16 protein-coding genes are annotated in these 23,095 nt (G+C 71.0%); 9 read left to right on the forward strand and 7 right to left on the reverse strand.

Features of this window, described 5'->3' with window-relative positions; all coding sequences use genetic code 11:
• Positions 1–183: 183 nt before the first annotated feature.
• From OG878_RS07510 to OG878_RS07525, 4 genes are all read right to left on the reverse strand, one after another.
• Positions 184–792, reverse strand: a complete 609-nt coding sequence (locus tag OG878_RS07510) for a hypothetical protein (RefSeq protein WP_328886048.1) — start codon at positions 790–792, stop codon at positions 184–186.
• 32 nt (positions 793–824) lie between these two features.
• Positions 825–4,442 (reverse strand): S8 family peptidase, encoded by a 3,618-nt coding sequence (locus OG878_RS07515; RefSeq protein WP_328886049.1) that lies wholly within the window; start codon positions 4,440–4,442, stop codon positions 825–827.
• A gap of 222 nt (positions 4,443–4,664) precedes the next feature.
• Positions 4,665–4,835: a hypothetical protein gene (locus OG878_RS07520; RefSeq protein WP_328886050.1), complete on the reverse strand. Its 171-nt coding sequence runs from the start codon at positions 4,833–4,835 to the stop codon at positions 4,665–4,667.
• A gap of 110 nt (positions 4,836–4,945) precedes the next feature.
• On the reverse strand, positions 4,946–7,828 hold the full coding sequence (locus tag OG878_RS07525) for an ATP-binding protein (protein ID WP_328886051.1): 2,883 nt from the start codon (positions 7,826–7,828) through the stop codon (positions 4,946–4,948).
• A gap of 535 nt (positions 7,829–8,363) precedes the next feature.
• Between OG878_RS07525 and OG878_RS07530 the strand changes: the two genes are divergently transcribed.
• Entirely contained in the window at positions 8,364–8,576 is a 213-nt protein-coding gene (locus tag OG878_RS07530; RefSeq protein ID WP_328886052.1) for a hypothetical protein, read from the forward strand.
• A gap of 151 nt (positions 8,577–8,727) precedes the next feature.
• Here OG878_RS07530 and OG878_RS07535 read toward each other — a convergent pair whose 3' ends face one another.
• Entirely contained in the window at positions 8,728–10,263 is a 1,536-nt protein-coding gene (locus tag OG878_RS07535) for an alpha/beta fold hydrolase (RefSeq protein WP_328886053.1), read from the reverse strand.
• Positions 10,264–10,357: 94 nt separating this feature from the next.
• Here OG878_RS07535 and OG878_RS07540 point away from each other — a divergent pair, with 94 nt between their 5' ends.
• Both OG878_RS07540 and OG878_RS07545 read left to right on the forward strand, forming a co-directional pair.
• On the forward strand, positions 10,358–11,323 hold the full coding sequence (locus tag OG878_RS07540) for a helix-turn-helix domain-containing protein (protein ID WP_443049071.1): 966 nt from the start codon (positions 10,358–10,360) through the stop codon (positions 11,321–11,323).
• 87 nt (positions 11,324–11,410) lie between these two features.
• Positions 11,411–12,082: a hypothetical protein gene (locus OG878_RS07545; protein ID WP_328886054.1), complete on the forward strand. Its 672-nt coding sequence runs from the start codon at positions 11,411–11,413 to the stop codon at positions 12,080–12,082.
• A 98-nt stretch (positions 12,083–12,180) separates the two neighbouring features.
• On the opposite strand, the gene OG878_RS07550 is transcribed toward OG878_RS07545, so the two are convergent.
• Complete coding sequence (locus OG878_RS07550) at positions 12,181–12,414, reverse strand: hypothetical protein (protein ID WP_328886055.1); 234 nt, start codon at positions 12,412–12,414, stop codon at positions 12,181–12,183.
• Between the two features lie 11 nt (positions 12,415–12,425).
• On the opposite strand from OG878_RS07550, the gene OG878_RS07555 reads away from it, so the two are divergent.
• The 6 genes from OG878_RS07555 (at position 12,426) to OG878_RS07580 (ending at position 22,648) form a co-directional block, all read left to right on the forward strand.
• The gene (locus OG878_RS07555; RefSeq protein WP_328886056.1) at positions 12,426–12,866 is read left to right on the forward strand and encodes a hypothetical protein; all 441 of its coding nucleotides are present in this window, start codon (positions 12,426–12,428) and stop codon (positions 12,864–12,866) included.
• 692 nt (positions 12,867–13,558) lie between these two features.
• Positions 13,559–15,031 (forward strand): SulP family inorganic anion transporter, encoded by a 1,473-nt coding sequence (locus OG878_RS07560; protein ID WP_328886057.1) that lies wholly within the window; start codon positions 13,559–13,561, stop codon positions 15,029–15,031.
• A gap of 283 nt (positions 15,032–15,314) precedes the next feature.
• Positions 15,315–16,493, forward strand: coding sequence for a hypothetical protein (locus OG878_RS07565; RefSeq protein ID WP_328886058.1), 1,179 nt, complete (start codon positions 15,315–15,317; stop codon positions 16,491–16,493).
• Positions 16,494–16,730: 237 nt separating this feature from the next.
• Positions 16,731–17,105, forward strand: coding sequence for a hypothetical protein (locus tag OG878_RS07570; RefSeq protein ID WP_328886059.1), 375 nt, complete (start codon positions 16,731–16,733; stop codon positions 17,103–17,105).
• 451 nt (positions 17,106–17,556) lie between these two features.
• Complete coding sequence (locus tag OG878_RS07575) at positions 17,557–20,277, forward strand: SpoIIE family protein phosphatase (RefSeq protein ID WP_328886060.1); 2,721 nt, start codon at positions 17,557–17,559, stop codon at positions 20,275–20,277.
• Positions 20,278–20,428: 151 nt separating this feature from the next.
• Positions 20,429–22,648 (forward strand): NADP-dependent isocitrate dehydrogenase, encoded by a 2,220-nt coding sequence (locus tag OG878_RS07580; protein ID WP_328886061.1) that lies wholly within the window; start codon positions 20,429–20,431, stop codon positions 22,646–22,648.
• 142 nt (positions 22,649–22,790) lie between these two features.
• Here OG878_RS07580 and OG878_RS07585 read toward each other — a convergent pair whose 3' ends face one another.
• Positions 22,791–23,030 (reverse strand): LapA family protein, encoded by a 240-nt coding sequence (locus tag OG878_RS07585; RefSeq protein WP_328886062.1) that lies wholly within the window; start codon positions 23,028–23,030, stop codon positions 22,791–22,793.
• Between the last annotated feature and the right edge of the window lie 65 nt (positions 23,031–23,095).

A 23,095-nucleotide genomic window follows, 5' to 3' on the forward strand; every position in this document is an offset into this window, starting at 1 on the left:
GCATCCATGGCCCGCACCCGCGTACTGCAGACCGCCTCGGGCGTTCGTCAGCCCGTCCGACTCATCGCACATGCCCGGTCACCGCCCCTCCGCTGTCGAGGGAACGCGGACGGCCGGGGCGAGAGCTCAGCCTCGCCCCGGCCTGTCACCTCACGGTCGGTTCGCCGTTTGCGGCGGCACCCGTCAGCGCAGCGTGTACGCCGTGGGCAGGGTCTGCCTTACGGCGTTGCCCTCACTGTCGGTCGCACTGATCCGCAACCCGACACCCTTGGCGGCCTGGTCCCGTCGAGGGTTCTTGATCTTCACAGTGAAGGTGCCCTTCCCGGCGTCCTTGGTGGACGCCGGGCGCCAGGTCCTGCCCCCGTCGAAGCTGGTCTCCGCCTTCAGGGAGGTCACCTTGGGCACGGCGGTGAGGCGCTCCTGGTAGTAGCCGACGACGGTGATCTCGTGGGTTTCCCCGGCCTCGGCGGTGTTGTCCAGGGCGAGATCGAAGTCGTAGCGCAGGAAGATCAGCGGCTCCGGCCGGCACGCCGCCTTGTTGCTGCCGACCACGTCACCCATGCACGGGCTCAGCTCCGGGGCGTCACCCTTGGCCGGCTTGGCGGAGGTGTACTCCCACACCGTCTTGACGTCGTTGGTCTTCGCCTCGAACGTGTACCGGGCCGACTTCGCCGGAAGGTCGTAGGAGACGAGGTCACCGCTCCTGCAGCCGGAGATCGCCAGCATCACCGCGGCTGCGAGCACCATGAGGGCCCCTCTGCGGCGCCGTACCGAGGGCACACCGGTGTTCATCGCGTCGGTCTCCTTAGCTGTTTCGAGTGCCATCACAGAGCGTCCGGGTTCTCTTCGGGGAGGTGCTCCGTGCGACGCTCGATCTCGTCACCGGACGCGTTCAGCAGTGTGAAGTCGCAGGTGGAGTCGAGGTTCGGCGTGGTGGGCGAGGGAGCCGCTGCGCAGGTCGGGATTTCGAGGAACTTGTGCTGGACGAAGTCATCGTCGACGATGCCGATCAGCGCTTGGCGGCCGCCGCCGCTGCCCGTCAGGTAGATGCTGGGGTAGAAGGTGTCGCCCTGCCGGCAGCCCGAGCACGGTCCGGCCCCGACCGAGAAGCCGGACTCGGTCCGCACCTGCGGCACGGCCCCCGGTACGGCCGGCCCCGCGTTCCAGTGGATCTCGTTCCTACCGGTGAGGACCATGTCGTTCAACTCAGAGCGGTTGTGCGCCAGGAAGGAGTCCGCTCCAAGGTCGGCCCAGGAGGCCCTGAAGCCACTGATGGCATTGTCCTGCCGCTTGACGAAGACGGCCATGGTCTGCCGCGTGGACGGGTGCGGAAGGGATACCAGTGACGTGGCCGTGATGCCCTGAATCTGCTGCCTCCAGCTCAGCTGGTGGACGACTCCGGGCCGTGCAGCATGGAAGGAGAGGTCGACCCGGTCGAGATCGTCCTTGTCGACCTGGTAGGCGTTCGGCCGGATCTGCCCGTCGTCGTGGTACCTGGCGGCGTACGCCCTCGGCACGACGCTGCCCCCGAGGCTGATCTTGACATGCGACCGGTCGTCCTTGATCCGCCTGATCAGGCCTTCGGCCTCGGCGTAGGGCACGGTCACGATCGGCAGCGCGGCGTACGGCAGGATCGCCGGACAGCTCTGCGGCCCGTCCACACACTGGTCGAACGCCGCGGGGCTTCCCATCGAGGTGAGGCCCGGTGCCGCGACGAGCACGCCGACAGCACCAGCGGCGGCAGCGGCTGCCACCCGCTCGTCCCGGAGCTTCGGGTAGTCGCAGGCGCCCTGACAGATGTCGGTCGGCGTCAGGAGTACGAGCTTGCCCCGGGCATCGACGTCCGCGAGTTCGGCGGTGGATCCGGTACCCGCGTGGACCACCGGCAGGTCGCCCTTGACGGGCAGTCGGGGAACCGGGATCGCGGCTTGACGAGTACTCGGGTCCCCGTTGTCGCGCAGCCACCCCTGCGTCTCGTTCAGCACCGCGTCCGGGGTCACATAGCGGGCGGACAAGCTGGAGGGGGCGCCGCCGCCGGTGGCGCGCATGGTGACGACGGGAGTCGTCCGCGAGCTGTAGAAGTCGTGGGTGAAGGTGCCCATGCTCACCTTGCCGGTGGGCAGCACCCACCAGTTCGGTTCGGTGGCCTTGTAGTCGGCCGCGAGACTCGTGAGCTCCGCCCACGTTCCGGTGGCCGAGACACGGTTGATGACGTCGGTCGCGTTGTAGGTTTCGGTGGACTCCGGGTACTGCACGCGCAGGGGCTTGGCCTTGCGCAGGTCCAGCGTGACCGTGGTCGCCTTGGTGAGGCTCACCTCCGGTGCGATCGGGTTGGCTTGCTGCCACTCGCCGGCCGCGTCCCGCCAGCTGACCGGCATGTCAACCGCGTAGGTGCCGCGGAAGAACTGCCTGGTCACGGTGTCCGCGCCGGTCTCGTTGACCGGGCCCGTGTGCAGGTGGACCTGGTCGTCGACCGGCAGGAAGGTGGCGACGCCGTAACGGACTTCGGTGGCACCCGCCGGGGGAATCACGTTCAGCGTCAGTGGGAACTTCTGGGCTTCGACGAAGGTGTGAACAGTCGAGCTCAGCCGTATCGCGCCCGAGTCGTCACGGGCGCTCAGCAGCCCGTTGTAGCCGCCGTGGGCCCCGTCGGTGCCCAGCACCCTGCTGTCGAGCGTCACCGACACCTCGGCGGACCCGTTGGCGGGGACCATCACCGTGTCCGTGCTGAGGGTGAACAGGCCTGCCGCGGCCGGCTTGCCGTCGGCGAAGGAGACCGGCATCGTCAGATGCAACGTGGTCGCCTTGTCGCTGCGGTTGGTGTACGTGATCTTCTTCGTCACCGCCGACTGCGGGTACGCCAGGCGGCCGAAGTTCAAGGTCCCCTTCGGGACGATCTGCGGATTGGTCGCGGTCGCCAGGTCCACCAGGCCGGTGCCCTGGGCGTACATGTCGTGCCCCAGGTCGCCGGCGGTGTCCATCAGCAGTGCCTTGATCTGCTGACCGGTCAGCTCGGGGTGCTGCTGGGCGACGATGGCCGCGGCGCCGGCCACGTGGGGTGTGGCCATCGAGGTCCCGTTGGCCGATGTGTAGTACTCGTCCACCACGGTGCCCATGGCCGTGCCGGCGGCGCGTGCCGCGACAATGCCGACGCCCGGAGCCGCGATGTCCGGCTTGGCGGCGCCGTCACCGATCCGCGGTCCGCGGTTGGAGAAGCTGGCCATGTCGCCGTTCTTGTCGACGGCCGCCACGGTCAGGGCGTCGTCGGCGGAGCCTGGAGACACAACCTTCTGGGAGACGAAGCCGGAGTTGCCGGCCGCGACCACGAACAGGGTCCCGGTGGTGCGGCTGAGCTCGTTGAGCGCCTGGCTCATCGGGTCGGTGCCGTCGGTGGGCTCACCGCCGAGGCTCATGTTGACGACCTTGGCCCCCGAGTGGGCGGCCCAGTCCATGGCCGCGATGATCCCGTCGTCGGGGCACTGCCCGTTGTCGTCGCAGACCTTGCCGACCAGCAGCTTGGCGCCGGGTGCGACGCCCTTGCGCAGCCCCTTGGACGCGGCGCCGCTGCCGAGGACCGTGGCCGCCACGTGGGTGCCGTGTCCGTGCCCATCCTTGGCGCCTGTGGGACTGCCGGTGAAGTCGACCTGTTCGGCGATGCTTCCGGACACGTCCGGGTGGGTGGCGTCGATACCGGTGTCCAGCACCGCCACGCTCACGCCGGTACCGTCGTAGCCGCGCTCCCAGGCGACAGGCGCGCCGATCTGCGGTACCGACTGCTCGAGGTCGACGTGGGCCAGGCCGTTGAGCCAGACCTTCTTGACCCCGGCCAGGGAACCGGCGGACCGGGCGGCGGCGGACGTGGAGCCCGTCTTGCCCCGTACCTCCTGCCACCACCGTCCACCGTCGGCGATGTTCATCGAGCGGCCGTTGATGCTCGGGAGCGCCCTGCCGCCGGACGCCCCGGCGACCTTCCGCGTCTTGTCGGCCCCGGCCGTGCCGGTATAGGTGACGAGCACCGGCACCGTGTCGCCCTTGCCCGCCGCGACGAGCGTCGCCAGCTGGCTCAGGTCGAAGAGCCCCCAGTCGAGCAGTCCCTTGCCGACCAGCGCGAGGGCGTCGTCCGGCACGACGTACACCTTGCCCTGGCGGGTGATGGTGTGGAACACGACCGGGGGTCCATCGGGCCGAGTCGCCTGCTCGACGTCGCGGACGACCGGCTTGCCGTCGTCGTCGACGCCGAGGTGCACCTTGTCGCCGGTGATCAGCGTCACCGGGACGGACCCGCCGGACGCGGAGACGATCCGCGCCAGGTCGTCGTCGGCGATCACCGTCGGGCTCTTCGTCTGTACGACACCGGAAAGCGGCGTCTGCCGGGTCGGCTCGGCAGCGTGTGTCGCCGTGGTCGACGCGACCATCCCGAAGACGGTCAGACCAACGGTCACCGCGCCCAAGCGTCTACCGAGACGCTTCCTTGCGCTTCGCCTCATCTATGGGTCTCCTGTGAGTGAATGACATGGAATATCGGGGAAGTTCGACGTGGAGGCGTGCAGAACGTCGGCGATCGGATTCCCGGTACGCACGAGGACCCCTTGCCCTCTCCAGCGGACTGGGTCGGGTAACGCCTCGTGCCACTGGCGATCACGGTCTGGCCGTGGGCCTCCGCGCTAGAGCGGTTCGTACTCGCCGACAACGGCGGTATCACCCGCGTCCTCGGTGGTCGGGGCATATGCCGGGTCGGCCGGCGGTCCTGCCGGTACCGGTTCGTCCTTCGCACGGCGTGCCGAAACGGCCGGGCCATCTGCCGGTTCGGGCGTCAGCGGTTCTGCGGGCAACATGGGCACGAGTGTGCAATCGAGCCGGGTCCCGGCTCGATTGGTCAGATGCGGGATTTATTCGCGCGCTCGGGCAGGCGCTTTTCTTCGTCCGCGCCTGACGGCGGTGGAATTTACTCGTCTGCCGCCGGCGATTGCCCCTGCTCGCCGGTGAGGCCCAACTCCACGACTCTGATCGCGAGCGCGGTCCGTGACGTCACACGCAGTTTGCGCATGGCCGACTTCAACTGGCTGGCCACGGTCTGCGTCGACACCACCAGCACGCCGGCGATCTCCCGGTTCGTCCGGCCACCGACCAGCAGGCGGGCCACCGCCAGTTCGCGCGGGGAGAGCCGGTCGCCGTAGCTGGGCCGGCCCCGGCCTCGTGCCACCTGGGTGTCCCACCCTCGCCCGTTCAGGAACCGCGCCACCCGGTCGGCGTCATTGTGGGCGCCGAGGTCCGACAACGCCCGCAGGACGTCGGAGAGTACGGGCAGACCGGCCTCGTGCCGGCCGTCGGCGAGCAGGCAGTGGGCCTGGTGCTCCCGGGCGAGCAGGGCGTCGTACGGGCGCGGCAGTGCCAGCCATGCGTCGGCCGCCCGGGCGAACAGCGCCGCTGCGTCGGCGAGCCGGCCGTCGGCTTCGGCAAGGATGGCGCGGCACAGCACCAGGGACGCCTGCGGCGCCTGAGCGTCCTTGTCGCCCAGGGCGTGTTCGAAGGCGGTCACCAGGTCGGCGGCGCGGCCGAGCTGACCTGCGGCCACCAGAGCCGCGACCCGGACCGGGGTGACCTCGACGGCCCGGGGCCAGATTCCCCTGCCGACGGTGATCTCGCTCGGCCCGTCGGTGAGGCGGAGCGCCTCGTCGATGTCGCCGTCGCGCAGGCACAGTTGGGCCAGCGCGGCCGCGGCCTCGATGCGTTGCTGGTCGTCACGCCCTGCGAAGCGCAGTCGCTCCCGTGCTTCTTCCCGGTCTCCGGCGGCGGCCTGCAGCAGGCCCGCCACGAGGGCTGCCTCGCAACGGTCCTTCAACCGCACTCTGTCGTCATCGTTGACCAGCTGCGCCGCCCGATCGGCAAGTCCCGCCCAGGCACCGGTGAACCAGTCGAGGTGGGCCTGGGACGAGGCGATGCTGCCGAAATAGTCCAGGAGCTCGTAGCGCTCGGCGAGTGCCAGGGCCTTGGCCAGTCGTTCCCTGGCCTCGTCGTACCGTCCCCACCGCATCGCCTCCTCGCCGACATTCGTGTTGCCTGCTGTGACGATGGACGCCGCCCGTGGATCGGGGGGCTCGTCCGGGATCTGCCATGCCGCGGTCCACCCGGCCTCCTCCCCCAGCATGAGCAGCGCGAAGGCGCGTTCCACGGACAGGAGCAGTCGATGATGGGGCGCGATCGACAGTGCCACCGCGGGTGCCTCGTGCAGCCACCGCAGATGCTCCGAGACCGGCCGTGCGTTCCCGAGGGGCAGGGCGAGGAGGATGCGTGCGCGCGCCGCCTCCGGCGAGTCCGGGGCGAGGTGGGGCACGGCCCTCAATATCTCGAGCCGGCCCGCCTCGATTTCTCCCGCCACCATGAGCACCCGGCCGATCTGGAAGCGGACCAGTGCCTCCTGCTCCGGCGTCAGTACCTGGTTCCTCGGTGCCGACTGCAACGAATCGATGATCTTCGAGTAAGGGTCGGAGCCGGGTAGCGCCTGGAACTGAATCTTCATCACCAGCCGTACCAGCCGCTCCGCCGGCAGGGCGACGCTGGTGACCAGGCTGTGCAGCAACAGTGCCGAGGTGGCCACGTCACCGGACTGCGCGGAGAGGTCGGCCGCCTGCTCGGTGTACCGGCACGACGCCTCGACGTCGCCGGCCAGCCGGAAGTGCCTCGCCAACTGCGCCACCGGCGGCAGTGGCCGGCCCTCCAGCGCCCGGCCGGCACGCAGATGCATGGCGCGCCGTTCCTGAGCCGGGATGGCCTCGTACACGGCGTGACAGGCGAGGGAATGGCGGAACGACCACTGCCCGGGCCCGGCCTCATGCAGCAGGCCGCAGCCCAGCGCGTCGGCCGCCTGCGCGGTGAACCGGTCTTCGGACAGACCCGTCACCGCTTTGAGGGTCATGTAGTCGGCCGGGCCGGAGATCACCGACACCGCGTACAGGACGGTCCGGGTATCGGGCGGGAGCCGCCCGACGCGTTCCAGCATGGCGTCGCGGATCGTGGGCGGCACCTCGATGCGGTCCAGGCGGCGGCGTGCCCACCCGCCGTCCTGGCGAATCAGGTCGGCCCGGTCGTGCATCAACCGCACCGACTCCTCCACCGCCAGCGGTATGCCTTCCGTTCGTTCATGCAGGAAGGCCGCGAACTCGGCCGATACATGGTCGTCGGCCAGCATCGAGGAGACGAACGCGGCGGTCTCGCCGATCCCCAGCGGCTTCAGTGTCAGCCTGACCAGGTGCGCGTCGGCGGGCAGCCGGGAGGTGAGCCGCAGCAGCAGTGAATCGGGCGGCACCTCCTCCCGCCGGTACGTCACCACCACGCTCACCGGCTGGGGTCGGCGTGAGACCAGGAACAGCAGGAACTCCAGGGTCGCCTCGTCCGCCCAGTGCACGTCCTCAAGTACCAGCACCGCCACGTCGAGTCGGCTGAACACCTCGACGAAGGCGCGGAACAGCCGGTGCCGGGCCGCGGTCGCGTCCTCCAGCGGTTCCGGCGCTGGAGGCAGGTCGGCCGCCCACTCGGGGAACAATGGCCGCAGCGCACCGCCCAGGCCGCTGAGCGGCAGCCCGGACACACTGCCGACGCCGTCGCGCACAGCATCCACGACCGCGCCGAGCGTGTACGGCACGCGCAGCTCCGGGCACGCCCCGACCACCACGCGACACCCGCGCTCGGCCTGGGACTCCAGGAACTCGCGCAGCAGCCGGGACTTGCCGATGCCCGCCTCACCGTCGATCAGGACCACGGCAGGCAGTTGCCCGAGCGCTCCACCGAGCGCGGCGACCTCGTGATCCCGCCCGACGAACCGCGGCACGGAAAGCGCTGGAAGTTGACTGGCATCGGTATTGGCCCGTCCGATCAACGCGCTCCCCCTCGGTCGATCACCGCTACGCCAGTGCTGACCTTAGCCGCACCGGCACATGGGGCGGCGTCGCCGTGACCGTCCATCAGGCCGTGGCCGCCGCCCTGCCCGGATCCATCGTCGGCCTTGCCCGTCACCGTGCGGTTCGGCGCGTCCTCGGGGGCGGGGCACCGTGTCGAGGACCGCCGGACGGACCGTGATCAGAGGTGTGTCAGCGACCCGCACCCGGTTCGAGACACAGTCTCAGTGGGTGGGCGGCGGGGCGAATTGTTCCTCGTCGGCCTGGGGTTGAGGGATCTTCCCGACGCACATCCGCGGAGCAGCCGCGTCCGCGAGCGCGGGTCCGCTGTATCGTGACGGCCGGCGAGAGCTTCCGCGTCCGCCACACCTCGCCCCTGACCGGCACGTCGCCGCGGGCGGTACCGGTGCGCCGATACCGCCCGCGGCGTCACGGCGGCATCGCGCAGCCCCGTCGCAGCATTAACCCGTGGTCAGCGCTTGCTCAAGGCCGCCTCGCCATCGCAGACCGAACCGCCGTACCGACGAAGAGGCCCGTCGCCGCCTTGCCGCCACGCTCGCCGTCGCGAGCGCGCTCACCGCGACCCTGCTCACCGTGGTGGTCCAGCCGGCCGCCCCGCCCGCCCCCGACCGGACAGCCACCGGCGGAACCACGGACGTGGCTCAGCCCTCCCGGGAATGAGGGACGCTGCATGCGGCCGCAACCACGCCCGTCCGACGCGTGGTCGGCGTGCCCGCCGGCGCCACCCACACCGTCGGTGTGCCCTGTGCCGACGGAACAGGGCAGCGACGGCCCCCACCGGACGAATCGTGCTCGCGCCCCTCGGCGGCGGTCAGGCCTGGAGGTGGGCCAGGACCGCGCGGTGGGCCTCGGCCACGGCATGGCGGGAGTCGTCGGTGTGGTCGGCCGCGTCGAAGCCGTGGCGACCGGAGGGGACGTCGACGGTCTCGATCCGGGCGCCGACGTCCTCGGCGGCGGCCAGGAAATCCGCCACGGTGGCCGCGATTTCGGCCAGTTCCAGGCCGGCCCGGCTGAGAACGATCGGCAGCTCCCCGGCCGCCCGGACGGCGGTGACGGGGCGGAACCGCGCGTCCACGGGGCTCCAGCCGGGGAGCGGCGCGAGGACCGGATAGCTCGCGGCGACACAGCGCAGCCACGGCGGCGGCGCGGCGAGCCAGTCGGCGGCAAGCAGCCCACCGGCGGAGAAGAACCACAGGGCGATGCGGTCGGCGTCCACCCGCGGGTCCGCCCGGACGAGCTCGACGGTCGTGGCGATGTCCTCGGCGGCTCGCGCGTAGTCGGTGAGGGCGTGCAGGCCGTGGTCGACGGTCACACCGACGACGCCGCTGCTCGCCGCGTACCGGGCGTGGCCGGTGTAGAGCGGCCAGTCCCGCGGAGTGGGTCGCACCTCGGCGGGGACGGGGCCGCCGTGGACGAACACGACGGCGGGCCGCGGCCCGTCCGCGTCCGGCAGGAAGAGGTCGACCGCGCCTGTGCGCTCGTGCGGCCGTTCGGGGACGTCCAGCACGAAGGGCTTCAGATACAGGGGCTGTTCGTCGTGGCTCGCGGTGATGCGGTGCCCCTCGCCTGCGGCCGCCTGCAACAGGACGGCGGTCAGTTCGGCGGGGGCTGAGAGCATGGGCCAGTGCCCGGTGGCGAGTTCGAAGAACGTGACCGCGGGATCGGCGAACGTCCTGAACTGCGGCAGCCCGGTCCGCACCAAGGCCTCGACCGTGGCGATGGTCATCCCGCCCGGGGAATCCGTCCCGGACTCCCCCGGCACGGTGCAGAAGATGCCGGTGCTGGGCAGTCCGGCGAGCGCCCCCGTCAGTCGCAGCGGCTGTACGAGGGTGCCGGACGGATGCGGTGCGGCGTCGCGGGACAGCCGGGCCAGCGCCTCCTCCGAGAGGCCGGCCGTGCTGCCCCAGCGCTGCCACTCGTCCGGGCGGGGTACGGGAATGCTCCAGTCGTGCTCGGCCGGCCCGTCCGGGCGCAGCAGCCGCTCACGGACCTCCTGGTCCGGGACGAGAGCAAGGGCTGGGTCACCGTCCTGCGGCAGACCGGCGTCGAGATGGACGATCCGGCCGATCTGCTTCGGTCGTCGGTCGGCGGCGGCCAGTACCGGGTGGATGGCGTAGTCGTGGGCGACCATCACCAGCTCCGGCACGTCGAGGTGGTCGATCAGCTGCACCACGTCCTCGATGTGCTTCTCCAAGTCGGTTGCCGGTTCGGCCGGATGGTGACGCTCCCCCAGACCGGTGAGGGTCAGCGGATGCACTTCCGCCCCCGATTCACGAAGCCGCTGGGCCGTCTCCCGCCAGATCCAGCCCCCGGTGAAAGGGCCGGAGACCAGTACGAACACCGTCATGATCGCCTCCTTGCTCGGATCGGTCCGCGCGGTCTGCCGTATGGGTCGTCCGCGCTCACGGGTACGGTAGGAACTCCCCCTGAGGGAGGTTCAAGTGGTGTTTTCCGACGGCGCGTTGAGCATCGGCGAGCTGGCCGAGCGGGCGGGCGTCACCGTGAAGACCGTCCGCTTCTACTCCGACCGGGGCCTGCTCCCCGAGGCTTCCCGCAGTTCCGGCGGCCACCGGCGTTACGGGCCCGAGGCGCTGGAGAGGCTGCGGCTGATCCGCTCGCTGCGCACCCTCGATCTGCCGGTGCCGGAGGTGGGCCGGGTGCTCGACCACCCTGAAGGGATGCCGGACGCACTGGAGAGCGCCATCGACGGTCAGTTGCGCAGGCTCGGCTCGCAACTGACCGCCTTGAGATGGCGGGAGGCCGCCCTGCAGCTCGTCCGCGAGTGCCCGGCCGGGAAGCGGGCCGAGCGCCTGCGACTGGTCGGCGCGGTGTCCACCCCACCCAGTACGGCGCCCATGGCCCGCTTCTGGCGGGGCGCGCTGCCCTTCCGGCTGTCACCCCGACTGGTCTCCTCGATCCTCGAGTACGCGGTTCCGCAGCCGCCGGCGGATCCGACGCCCGCCCAGGTGCTGAGCTTCGCCCGGCTGCACGCCATCGCCACCGCGCCCTGCCCGGCCGGCGATCCACGCCGTCCGGCGGGCAACCGTACCGACGTGGTCCACCGCCCCGACGTGCTGTACGACGGCCTCTTCGACGCGTACGTCCTGGCCGCCCCCGATCTGAAGGCGAACCGGACGCCGGCCCGGGGGCAGGCGCTCGACCGCTTCGTCGCGGCCCACGCCGAATCGCGCGGCCTGCGGGACGGCCCCGGGTTCCGCCGCAGGCTCAGCGGGCTGCTGACGCGGGCCGCCGATCCGCTGGTCGACCGGTACTGGGAGCTGACCGGCGAGCTGTCCGGCTCATCCGACCCCACCCTCGGGGCCGCCCATGCGTGGCTGCGATCCGCACTCGACACCGACGTCGCCGCAGCGACCGCCGTAGAACCAGGTGACCCCATGTCACGGTGATGTCACGGATTCGAACATGACCGGAAAAGTCACCATGGGCGAACAATCATGTACCCAAGGTCACCATCCAGTGTCTTGGGAGCAGCTGTGTCAGATGTTGCACTGGCCGGAATCCTGGGGGCCATCGCCCTGGCGGTATTCCTCCTCCACTGGGTGCATCAGAGATATCGAGAGACCACCACCCAGCTGAGCGTCCCCTCCGGTGACCGAGCCCAGTCCGTCTGGCAGGGGCATCGCGCGGCCACCATCACGGTGACCGCCGCCACCGTCGCCGTCGCCGGCGCGCTCGTCCTGACGTCGGGCGGAGGCACACCCCGAACCGCCACCGCCGCGCCGCCCACCACTGCCTCGGGCTCCGTCCCGGACGCCGGGCAGGACGGGAAGGGGCACGATCGCGACGCGGAGCACAGCCCCGCCGAGGACGGGGACGACGCGGCCGTCACCCATGACGACAGCGACACGCGCACGTTCTCCGGCCCCGGATCGGTGGCCCCCACCGAGGGCGAGCCCACACCCGGGACCAGCAGCACGCCCGCCTCCGGCGACGGCGGCCCGGCCGAGCCCACCGAAGGCACCACGGCCACGGGCAGCACAACTGCGCCCGGCCCGCCCGAGACCACCGCACCCGGCCCGAGCGCGTCCCCGACCACGACGCCGCCGCCTCCCACACCGAAGCCGACAGCGCCGCAGAAGCCGGAGCAGTGTGACGGACTCATCGACCTCCATCTCCCGCTGCTTCCGGACGTCTGCCTCATGTGAAACAAGAGGGCGGAGCGCGCAGTGCGACCTGCTGTTCGAGGGAAGCCACCGGCCCGCAGGTGCGAAAGGCTCGTCGATAGGCGGCGGCCTGGTGGGCGTCACTGCGGGCATAGCCATCGGAATGCGGCGATGGTGACGACCGACGTGGCCAGGACCATCGCGGTGGCGTCGCCGTCCTCACCCCTGCCGAGGGCGTTGCCGGCGCGGACGATGCCGCGCGTGCGGGCCGGGGAAGCGGTGACCCCGTACGCCCGGTCGGGCGAATGTCCTTCCCATTGGTGGACTTCGGCGTGCTGTTCTCCGCCTCGCAGGGGTTTCCTGACGGGGAGCAATGGAGATCCACATGAGGCACACCATCGGCAGCGCGCACACCGCACCATGCGGTGGTCTGCGCGCCGTGGTGCTCATCGTCCTGCTGGCCTTCGTGCACTCGATGTTCACACCCGGCCCGATCCACATGCCGGCAACTGACGCAGACGACTGCCGCCGCGGCATCGCCGCATCCACGGCTCATTCACCCGGCGTGGACGAAAACTGTCCGGTGACGTGCGCCGGGGCCGCCTCAGGTGAGGGTGGTGAACTCCCGGACGGCGGCGCCGCGTCCGGTTGCGCCGCCGCGGCCTACACACCGCGGTCCCACTCGGCGGCAGCACACCCGGCGAAGGCCGTCGTCGGCGCCCCGACCGGCGACACACCCGCGGGCCGGGGAAACGCCCCCGCCTTCGCCGGCTCCTCGCTCGTTTCTGACGCACGGCCGTCGCAGGCCGGCGTCCTGCGCTGCTGACGGACCCCGACCGCCCCGCCCGCGCGGCTCTCCGACCGGGGGCTGACGGGTGACGGGCGGTCCGCTGCCACCGCTCATTCCGGACCAGCACCGCAAGGGATCCGCCATGCCCATCGACGTCTATGCCGCTGTCGGCGCACTGGTACAGGCCGAAGCCACTCGCTCCGGACGCGCGCAGACACGCACACCCGTGAGCGTCGTGTCCTCCTCGGCCGACCGATCCGTCGCAGAGGAGGAACCTCCCGTACAGGATGCGCTCACCGGCCCTCGGGTTGCGGAGCATCGTCGGCCGGCGCGCCCCGTCTCGGGCGCCCTGCGTCGGCTCGCCGCCATGTTCCGCTGACGCCCTCGTGCGTGGCCGCACCGGACATCGGGTTTCTTCGGCATCCGAGAGCCGGCGAGGCACCGTGGCAGACCTGTCCGCCGGGAGACGACCGGACCCCCGTCGTCCGGCGGCACCTGCCGACCCGGCTCGACGACCGGCGCAGCCACCCCGCGGGTCCCCCGGCGCCTGACATCCGGGCGGCTGTGCCTGCACGTCCGGTACTGCACCGTCAGCACCGGCGAAGGCCCGGCCGACCGCGCCGGAAGCAGCGGCTTCCGGCCCCCGTGAACCGCCCGGATGACGGCAACCCGCCGCACCGTCCGGTCGCGACAACGCGACGTTCCTTCCCCTCCGACGAAAGAACGCCATGCCCGCCATCTCCACACCGCTCAAGCGCGCTCTGCGTACCGATCTGACTGCTTCCCTCGTCGTGTTTCTCGTCGCCCTGCCGTTGTGCGTGGGCGTTGCCGTCGCCTCAGGCGTCCCGGCCGAACTCGGCCTGCTCACCGGCATCGTGGGCGGACTCCTCACCGGCCTGCTGCCCGGCAGCAGCCTCCAGGTCAGCGGGCCGGCCGCCGGCCTGACCGTCCTCGTCCACACCGCCGTGACGGAATTCGGTCTGCCCGTCCTCGGCGTACTGGTCCTCGCCGCCGGACTGCTCCAGCTCCTCATGGGTTTGCTGAAGTGGGGACGCTGGTTCCGCGCGATCTCGCCCGCCGTCATCCACGGCATGCTGGCGGGCATCGGGCTGGTACTGATCGTCGGGCAGCTCTACGCCCTGACCGACGCGAAAGCCCCCGGCACGAGCGCGGCGAATCTCGCCGGGCTGCCCGGCATGGCCGCCCGGTCACTGGGATCACCCACAGCCGTGACCGCCCTGGGCATCGGGGCGGGAACCATCGCCGTCGTGGTGCTCTGGAAACGACTGCCGGCCAAGGCACAGCTCGTCCCCGGGCCGCTCGCGGCGGTGGGGATGGCTGCCGCCGCTGCAGCGGCTTTCGACCTGCCGGTCGCCCGGGTCCAGGTGCAGGGTCTGCTCGACTCGGTCCAGCCCCCGGGCGCCGACGCCTTCGGTCGCCTGGCCGAGTTCGGGGTTCTCAGCACGATCGTGGCGTTCACCCTCATCGCCTCCGCCGAAAGCCTGTTCAGCGCGGCAGCCGTGGACCGCCTGCACGACGGGCCCCGCACCCACTATGACAAGGAGCTCATGGCCCAGGGAGCCGGAAACACCGTCTGCGGGCTGCTCGGGGCACTCCCGATGACCGCGGTGATCGTACGCAGTGCGGCCAACGTCCAGGCGGGGGCGCGCACCAAGGCATCCCGCGTGCTGCACGGTGCATGGCTGCTGCTGTTCGCCGCGCTCCTGCCCGCGACTCTCGGCGTCATCCCCAGTGCCTCACTCGCGGGCATCCTCGTGTACGCGGGCTGGAAACTGCTGCCCGTGGGCGAACTGGGCCCGCTGTGGCGCGAGCACCGCGGTGAGGCCGTCGTGCTGGCCGTCACCGCCGGAGGGATCGTGCTGACCAATATGTTCGAGGGTGTGCTGATCGGGCTGCTGCTCGCGATCGTCAAGACGGCCTGGGCCACCTCTCACGTGCACATCGACAGCATCGACCGTGCGGCAGGCCCGATCCGGGTCCGGCTCCAGGGCAACGCCACCTTCCTGCGGCTGCCCCGGATTCTGGACGCGCTCGCGAATGTCCCGAAGGAACGTACTGTCGAGCTGGATCTGGCCGGGCTTCGGCACCTGGATCACGCCTGCATGACGACACTCCAGGCCTGGGCCGAGCAGCACAACACCCGAGCCCGGCAGGCCGTCGGGGCCTCTTCGTCGGCCTGACGCCGGCGAAGGGGACGACCGCGATGCAGCACCGCCGTCCGGGCCTCACATGTTCCCCAGCCGTGTACAGAGCCGGTCTCGACTCTCCGTCCGGGCGGCGGCGCAGCTCCGGCAAGGACTGCGATGCCGTACGGCACCCCGGATGCGCACGGACATCCGGGGCGCCGTGCGCATCCGTGTCTGCAGCTCTCACCCGGGCACCACTTGCGCCACCCACAGGGCCACGGTCACCCTGTCCACGGCGACCGGCGAGTGGCCGGGATCCGATACGGGGAGGGCGGTCATGGGCGGCGGCGGAGGGCTGGTCTGGCGGGACGGCGAGCAGCCGCTCGACGCGTGGATCGAGTGGGTGCACAGGTGTCTCGTCGGTGACGGCGGATTCCGGGTCGTCGGGGATGTGCAGTGGCCCGACCGGCCCTACGGCAGGGAGCTGCACGCCGGACTCGATGCCACCGGACTCGCGCACGTGTTCCGCGATGCCGGGGTGGCAGCACTGTACGTCTCCACGACGCGCGGCCCCGAGCTGTCGTCGCCGACCGTGGAGATCATGCCCGTTCCCGTGGGCGCGCCGGGCCCGCCGCTGCTGCGGGCGCAGGCCGAGCCGGGCGGCAGCGTCCAGCTGGGAGCACCCGTACGAAGCTGCGCGGAACTCGACGCATGGCTCACCCAGTTGTCACCCCTGCTCCCCGAGCCGGTCCCTGCGCGCGGCGGATCGGAAGCGCCCTTCGCGCGGCCGCTCGCCGGCGGGCTGCTCGGCCGGCCCGACGGCATCTGGGTGTGTCTGGACACCCTGGAGTCGCGGCTGGGCCGGCTCGGGGACCCCACCTCGGTGGTCTCCCTGCTCTCGACCGCCGGGCGGCTCGCGGGCGACACCGCGCTGATCCGCGATCCGCGGGTCGTGGATGAGACAGCCGTCGGCAATGTGCACGAACTCGCCGGGTTTCTCGCCGCGTTGGAGCGGGCCTGGAGTCCGGGAGGCGTGCCGGACGGATCGCCGTTCACCGGGCTCGGGATATGGGCCGGGTCCGGAGTGGTGGGCTCGGGCAGTCGGGTGCGGGTGGTGCGGATCGCGTACGGCAGTGCGCGGCTGAGCATCGCACGCAGGCGCACGCCCGAACTCCAGGCCGAGGGCGCGGCGACCGAACTCGCCATCTGGGCACGTCCCTTGCTTGATCCCGCCGTGCACGCCACCGCGTACGCGGGTCGGCGGCGGGCTCTCATCAAGTGGCTGGAGCGGCTGGAGCGGGCCGTGTTCGGCGCTCCGGCCCGATGGAGCGTCTCGGGTGGGCGGGACGAGGAGGTGCCCGCCGGGCCGCTCGACGCGTCCGGGCTCGGACAGTGGCTGCACGACCGCTTCCCGCAGCAGAGGGTGTCGGCGGGGCTCGTGACCGCCGACGCGCTCCAGCTGGACGATCTGCTCACCGCCACCGGGCGTCTGACGGTGACCGCGCACAGAGCCTGACGGGCTCGGGGGAAGCGGGCCGGGCCCGCACCGTCGTGACGGTGCGGGCCCGGCCGCGAGTGCGGATGGTCGGCCCTGGTCCACCGGGCGCGCGCTACGGTGCGCCGCACCAAGTAGTACGGCAACCGCCGGGGCCCTGAGCGACCGCGAGGTCCACGAGACGAGCGCGACCATCGCCTACACCGCCTCGAGCAGCGCGGCACGCGCAGCCACGGCGACCTCGGAACCACGGCCAGCGTGGCCTTCACCTTCCGTTCCGCCGCGGTGGACCAGAAGACCGCACTGCCGGTGATGGTGGTGCGCTACCCGGCCGACCTGGGCCGGGACGACGCCGCCCGGCCCGGCAGCACGCTCCGCCTGCCCGTCCGCATCCAGCGGCAGGCCGGCTCGCCGGACATTCCGGTCGACACGCTGACCGTCGAGGCGTCGTACGACGACGGCGCGACCTGGCAGCCGACCGGAGTCCGGCACGACCACGCAGGCCACTGGTCGGCCCTCGTCCACCACCCCCGCCGGGCCGGCTATGTGTCCCTGCGCGCCACGGCCACCGACGCGAGAGGCAACCAGGTCGAGCAGACCGTCATCCACGCCTACCAGCTGCGCAGGAACTGAGCTCCCCCGTATGACGAGGGCCCGTCACCCCATGGCGGGCCCTTCGGCGGGCGCGGTGCCGCGGCGTACGACCTGCGCACCGGGCGAAGGGCGCCGGCCGGTGAGCGTCCGCCCCGGCGTGACACCGCATCAGGCACCCGCACCGGTCCCTCCCGTCCGGCGCGGGAGGCACCGGCCTTCGGGAAGTCGCTCGCGCAGGCCCGCGCCGCCACGCGGTGACGGCTGCCGTCGCCGACGGCAGCACGGCGCCCCGGCCCAACGGGCGCGGTCCTGTGCGGTGGCGCACGATGGGAAAAAGACGCCAGAGGTACACCTCGTCGTCGCCATAAAGGAGTGTGCCTCCCAGCTTGCCGTGTGCGGAGCCGGGGCCGGTACCGAGCCGGTCGATGGCAATCGGGCGATGAATGACCCAAAACGGCATGCATAGCCAGAAAGTGTTAGAAATATCGCCATGGTCGACCCTTCCGACCGGTCCCGCAGTGGATCGGCGCGGTCACCGCGCGGCAGGCGTCCGCGAAGCGTGGCCGGGCAGGTATTTCTGCTACAGGCGGTGGTCATCGTCCTGCTCGTGGCGGGCGCGGTTCTGGCCCTGGTCCTCCAGTCGCTGCACGACAGCGAGGAGGAGGCCGAACGTCGTTCGGTGGCCGCGGCGGAGGCATTCGCACACTCTCCGGGGATTGTTAAGGCACTGGAAGCTCCCGATCCCTCCAAGGTGCTGCAACCGCTGACCGAGGCGGCGCGGAAGCTGGCAGGCGTCGACTTCATCGTGGTGATGGACACCCACGGGACTCGCTACACCCACCCCATTCCGGGTCTGATCGGCAAGAAATTCGTCGGCAACATCCAGCCCTCGCTGGAAGGCAAGATCCACGTCGAGAGCGTCCAGGGCCCTCTCGGCCGTGAAGTACAGGCCGTGGTGCCCGTCGACGCACCCGACAACTCGATCGTGGGCCTGGTGGCTGCCGGCCTCAAGATCGAGAGCGTCGCCAACGCGCTCAACCGTCAGATGACGGTCATCCTTGTCAGCGGGGGAGTCGCGCTCGCCCTGGCCACGGGCGGGACCGCTCTGGTGGCCAGACGGCTGCGCAGGCTGACCCACGGGCTCGATCCCGCCCAGATGACCCGGATGTACGAACACCATGACGCGGTGCTGCACTCCGTGCGCGAGGGGGTGCTCATCGTCGGGAACGACGGCCGGCTGCTGCTGGCGAACGACGAGGCCGAACGGCTTCTCGATCTGCCGCCCGACGCCCAGGGGCGACCCGTCGGGGAACTGGAGAACCTCGACCCGGCCACCGCGGAACTGCTTGCCTCCGGCCGCGTGGCCACGGACGAGGTCTACCCGGCCGGGGAGCACATGCTGGTGGTCAACCAGCAGCTCACGGACTACGACGGAGTCGCCCTGGGAACGGTGGCGACCATGCGCGACTCCACGCAGCTCCTCGCGCTGTCGGGCAAGGTGGAATCGGCGAACGCGCGCCTCAGGCTGCTGTACGACGCGGGTGTGAACATCGGCACCACCCTGGACGTGACGCGCACGAGCGAGGAACTGGCCGACATGGCCGTCCCACGGTTCGCGGACTTCGTCACGGTGGACCTCGCCGAGCCCGTCCTGCACGGGGAGGAGCCGACCGGTGCGGCGGACGAGATGTGCCGCACCGCCGTCAGCGGTATGCGCGACGACCACCCCCTCTACCCGCTCGGCGCGCACATCTCCTTCCTGCCCTCCACGCCTCAGGCACGGGGATTCGCCACCGGCCGGTCGGTGGTGGTGCCCGATCTGTCCTGCGCACCCGAGTGGCGCGCCCAGGACCCGGAACGGACGGACGCCGTCGTCGCGTACGGAATCCACTCGCTGCTCACCACACCGCTGCAGGCGCGGGGCGTGCTGCTGGGCCTGGCCAATTTCTGGCGCCGGCGGGAGTCCGGAGTGTTCGACGAGGACGACAGGTCACTCGCCGAGGAGCTGGTCGCCCGGGCGGCCGTCAGCATCGACAACGCGCGCCGCTACACGCGCGAACATGCCCTGGCCGTGATGCTGCAGCGCAGCCTGCTGCCCCGCGCCCTGCCCGAACAGAACGCCCTGGACGTCGCCCACCGCTATCTGCCCGCACAGTCCGGAGTCAGTGGTGACTGGTTCGACGTGATCCCGCTGTCGGGCAGTCGCGTCGCGCTGGTCGTCGGTGACGTGGTCGGCCATGGACTGCACGCCGCCGCCACCATGGGCCGGCTGCGCACCGCGGTGCACAACTTCTCCACGCTCGATCTGCCGCCCGATGAGATCCTCGTCCACCTCGACGACCTCGTCGACCGCATCGACAAGGAAGAGGGCAGCGCCACCGACGACGCGGGGGTCGTGGGCGCCACCTGCCTGTACGCGATCTACGACCCCGTATCCCGCCACTGCACCATGGCCCGCGCCGGGCATCATCTGCCCGCGCTGGTCCACACCGACGGCAGCGTGGAGTTCCCCGACCTCCCTGCCGGGCCGCCGTTGGGCCTGGGCGGCATGCCGTTCAAGACCGCAGAACTGGATCTGGCCGTGGGTACCCAGCTGGTCCTCTACACCGACGGGCTGATCGAGGACCGCACCCGGGACATCGACGTGGGGATGGAGCTGCTCCGCCGGGCCCTGGCCCATCCCGGCCGTTCGCCCGAAGAACACTGCCGGGCCGTGCTCGACGCGCTGCTTCCCACCCAGGCCAAGGACGACGTCGCGCTGCTCATCGCCCGCACCCGCGCGCTCGCCGCCGACCAGATCGCCGAATGGGACGTTCCGTTCGATCCCGCCGCCGTGCGCGAGCTGCGCGCCGCCGTCGCCGAGAAACTCGACGACTGGGACCTGTCGGATCTGGCGTTCACCACGGAGCTGGTACTCAGCGAACTGATCACCAACGCCATCCGGCACGCCTCGGCGCCGGTCCGGGTGCGGCTGCTGCGTGACCGCACCCTGATCTGCGAGGTGTCCGACGGCAGCAGCACCTCACCCCATCTTCGGTACGCGGCCACGATGGACGAGGGTGGCCGCGGGCTGTTCCTCGTCTCCCGGATCGCCGAGCACTGGGGCACGCGGTACACCCCGGAGGGCAAGGTCATCTGGGCACAGCAGGCGCTGCCTCCCCACGCCCGGGGCGCGAAGGGCGCGGACCCGTCGCCGGCCCCGTCGTCCTGACCGCACCCGGCCTGACGGCACCGGTCCTGCGCGCCGACGACCGCCGTCGGCGCAGTCCACCGCCGGGTCGGGGCAGGGCCCTGTCGAAGGGACGGCCGTCACGGGATATCTTGATGTCAAGCAATGTTGCAGACGTGGAGCGGAGCACCCGGTGACTGACTCGACCATCATTTACACGCACACCGACGAGGCTCCTGCCCTCGCCACGTATTCGTTCCTGCCGGTGATCGAGGCGTACGCCTCGACGGCCGGGGTCACCGTGGAGAACCGCGACATCTCCCTGTCGGGCCGGATCATCGCCACCTTCCCCGAGCGCCTCGACGAGAACCAGCGCATCGACGACGCACTCGCCGAGCTCGGCGCCCTGGCCAAGACGCCCGGCGCGAACATCATCAAGCTGCCGAACGTCTCGGCGTCGATCCCCCAGCTGAAGGCGGCCATCGCCGAGCTGCAGCAGCAGGGCTACGCGCTGCCGGACTACCCGGACGACCCGCAGACGGACGAGGACAAGGACGTCCGCGCGCGCTACGACAAGATCAAGGGCAGCGCGGTCAACCCGGTCCTGCGCGAGGGCAACTCCGACCGTCGCGCCCCCGCCTCGGTCAAGAACTACGCCAAGACGCACCCGCACCGCATGGGCGCCTGGACGGCCGACTCGAAGACGAACGTCGCGACGATGGGCGTCAACGACTTCCGCTCCACCGAGAAGACCGTCGTGATCACCGAGCCGGGCACCCTGCGCATCGAGCTCGAGGGCGAGGACGGCACCACGTCCGTCCTGCGTGAGTCCGTACCGGTCCTCGCGGGCGAGGTCGTGGACGCGTCTGTCATGCGCGCCGCCGCGCTGCGCGAGTTCCTGACCGCGCAGATCGCCCGGGCCAAGGCCGAGGGCGTGCTGTTCTCCGTGCACCTGAAGGCCACGATGATGAAGGTCTCCGACCCGATCATCTTCGGCCACGTGGTCCGCGCCTTCTTCCCGAAGACCTTCGCCGCGTACGGCGAGACGCTGGCCGCGGCCGGTCTGTCTCCGAACGACGGCCTCGCGGGCATCCTCAAGGGTCTGGACGCGCTGCCCGACGGCGCCGCGATCAAGGCGTCCTTCGAGGCCGAGCTGGCCGACGGCCCGGCCCTCGCCATGGTCGACTCCGACAAGGGCATCACCAACCTGCACGTGCCGAGCGACGTCATCGTCGACGCCTCCATGCCGGCCATGATCCGCACCTCCGGCCACATGTGGGGCCCGGACGGCAAGGAGGCGGACACCCTCGCCGTTCTCCCGGACAGCAGCTACTCCGGCGTGTACCAGGTCGTCATCGACGACTGCCGTGCGCACGGCGCCTACGACCCGTCCACCATGGGCTCGGTCTCGAACGTCGGCCTCATGGCGCAGAAGGCCGAGGAGTACGGCAGCCACGACAAGACGTTCGAGATCCCCGCCGCGGGCACCGTGCGCCTCGTCGACCAGGCGGGCAACGTCGTACTGGAGCAGCAGGTCGGCCCGGGCGACATCTTCCGCGCCTGCCAGGCCAAGGACCTGCCGATCCAGGACTGGGTCAAGCTCGCCGTCACCCGCGCCCGCGCGACCGGCGCCCCGGCCGTGTTCTGGCTCGACGAGGACCGTGCGCACGACGCCGTCCTCATCGAGAAGGTCCGGACGTACCTCGCCGACCACGACACCGAGGGTCTGCAGATCGAGATCATGTCGCCGGTCAAGGCGACGGCGTTCTCCCTGGAGCGCATCCGCCGCGGCGAGGACACGATCTCCGTCACCGGCAACGTGCTCCGCGACTACCTGACCGACCTGTTCCCGATCCTGGAGCTCGGCACCAGCGCGAAGATGCTGTCGGTCGTTCCGCTGATGGCGGGCGGCGGTCTCTTCGAGACGGGTGCCGGCGGCTCCGCCCCGAAGCACGTCCAGCAGCTCGTCAAGGAGAACTACCTGCGCTGGGACAGCCTCGGCGAGTTCTTCGCCCTCGCGGCCAGCTTCGAGCACCTCGCGACGACCACGGGCAACGCCCGTGCCCAGGTCCTCGCCGACACCCTCGACCGCGCCACGGGCACCTTCCTCAACGAGGACAAGTCGCCGAGCCGGAAGCTGGGTGGCATCGACAACCGCGGCAGCCACTTCTACCTGGCGATGTACTGGGCGCAGGAGCTGGCGAAGCAGACGGACGACACGCAGCTCGCGGAGGCGTTCGCCGGTCTCGCCAAGACGCTGACCGAGCAGGAGCAGACGATCGTCGACGAGCTCATCGCCGTGCAGGGCTCGCCCGTCGACCTCGGCGGCTACTACCGCCCGGACGCCGCCAAGGCCTCGGCCGCCATGCGTCCGTCGGCAACGTTCAACGAGGCCATCGCGTCCCTCGGCTAGAACAGCATCGCCCTGTCCCCCGGGCAGGGCGTCCGAACCGCCCCGGCTGCACTTCTGTGCGGCCGGGGCGGTTCCCGTTCACGGCGGTACGGACCCCGCCGCGGATGAGCGTGCCCGGACATCCGGACCGCTTTGGGCGGGCTCACTTCGGGCGACGTCGGAAGAGGTAGCCGCCGCACACCATCCCGGCGACGAACATCGCCAGCAGCGCCAGCGAGAGCGGCATCGTCACCAGGGGGATCAGCAGACGGATGGTGACCTCATCGGCGTTCTCCACGATGAGGACGAGCGACAGGATCGCGATGACGAGAACGACGATGCGCTGCGGCGAGAACGCCCCGATGGGGCCCTTGGCGCCGCTCGACACATCCTTCGGGCTCATGTGGTCCGGCCCCTTCCCTGGTCCTGGTGCTCCGCCGCCCCCGCCACCAGGATGTCTCCATTCCG

It is taken from the genome of Streptomyces sp. NBC_00316 (assembly GCF_036158715.1).
GTDB lineage: Bacteria > Actinomycetota > Actinomycetes > Streptomycetales > Streptomycetaceae > Streptomyces.